The following is a 1393-nucleotide window of genomic DNA, read 5'->3' on the forward strand; positions in this document are numbered from 1 at the left end:
GGGACTGTGGATCTAACGGTGTTTCCGGCCTGACCCGCGGGGCGTAGCGCCCGGCGAGGAAGGTGCCGTGATGACAGCGACACTGGACGATGTGACCGCGAGGAAGAAGAAGCCCGAGCCGTCGGCGGAGCAGCAGGCCGCTGCCGAACTGGTCCGGCTGGCCAAGGAGCAGGGTCTGTCGCTGACCGGACCGGATGGGCTGCTCAAACAGTTGACCAAGACGGTCCTCGAGACTGCGCTCAATGAGGAGATGACCGAACACCTCGGCTACGAAAAGCACGATCCCGCCGGCGTCGGCGCCGGCAACATCCGCAACGGCGTCCGATCGAAGACGGTGCTGACCGACACCACCGGCCAGGTGCAGATCGACGTGCCGCGGGATCGGGCCGGCACGTTCGAGCCGCAGATCGTCAAGAAGCGGCAGCGGCGGTTGTCCGGGGTCGACGAGGTCGTGTTGTCGCTGTATGCCAAGGGACTCACGACCGGGGAGATTGCTGCGCACTTCGCCGAGATCTACGGCGCGTCGGTGTCGAAGGAGACGATCTCCCGGATCACCGACAAGGTCATCGACGAGATGCAGGAGTGGACCCACCGGCCCCTCGACGAGATCTACGCAGCGGTGTTCATCGACGCCATCGTGGTCAAGGTCCGTGACGGGCAGGTCGCCAACCGTCCGTTCTACGCCGCGATCGGGGTCAGCCTCGACGGTGACAAGGACATCCTCGGGCTGTGGGCCGGCACCGGCGGGGAGGGCGCCAAGTTCTGGATGAGCGTGCTTACCGACCTGCGCAACCGCGGCGTCAAGGACGTGTTCTTCCTGGTCTGCGACGGTCTCAAGGGGCTGCCTGAGGTGGTCACCAACGTGTGGCCGCAGACCGTGGTGCAGACGTGCATCATCCATTTGATCCGCAATACGTTCCGGCTGACCTCACGCAGGTACTGGGACGAGCTGAAACGCGACGTCAAGCCGATCTACACCGCAGTCAACGCTGACGCCGCCAGGGCCGCGTTCGACGACCTCGCCGACAAGTGGGGCAGCCGCTATCCGGCGGTGGTCCGGCTGTGGGCCAGCGCCTGGTCTGAGTTCATCCCGTTCCTGGACTACGACGTGGAGATCCGCAAGGTCATCTGTTCGACCAACGCGATCGAGTCGTTGAACGCCCGCTACCGGCGGGCGGTCAAGGCCCGCGGCCACTTCCCCAACGAGCAGGCCGCGTTAAAGTGCCTCTATCTCGTGACCCGGTCCCTGGACCCGACCGGGACCGGCAGGACCCGATGGACGATGCGCTGGAAACCCGCGTTGAACGCGTTCGCCATCACCTTCAGCGACCGCTTCCCAGCCGCTGAGACCTACTGACAGGACCGCCGGAAACACCGTTCGCGAGATAGTCCC

At 65.3% G+C, this 1393-nt stretch carries 1 protein-coding gene; it reads left to right on the top strand.

From position 1 onward, the window contains the following. Nucleotides 1–70: 70 nt before the first annotated feature. Complete coding sequence (locus HC031_RS32160; RefSeq protein ID WP_167929227.1) at nucleotides 71–1357, top strand: IS256 family transposase; 1287 nt, start codon at nucleotides 71–73, stop codon at nucleotides 1355–1357. Nucleotides 1358–1393: the final 36 nt, after the last annotated feature.

It is taken from the genome of Planosporangium thailandense (assembly GCF_011947195.1).
GTDB lineage: Bacteria > Actinomycetota > Actinomycetes > Mycobacteriales > Micromonosporaceae > Planosporangium > Planosporangium thailandense.

Excerpts from the sequence above, each read along its gene's own strand:
- HC031_RS32160 (WP_167929227.1), top strand. The coding sequence starts at position 71 with ATGACAGCGACACTGGACGATGTGACCGCGAGGAAGAAGAAGCCCGAG.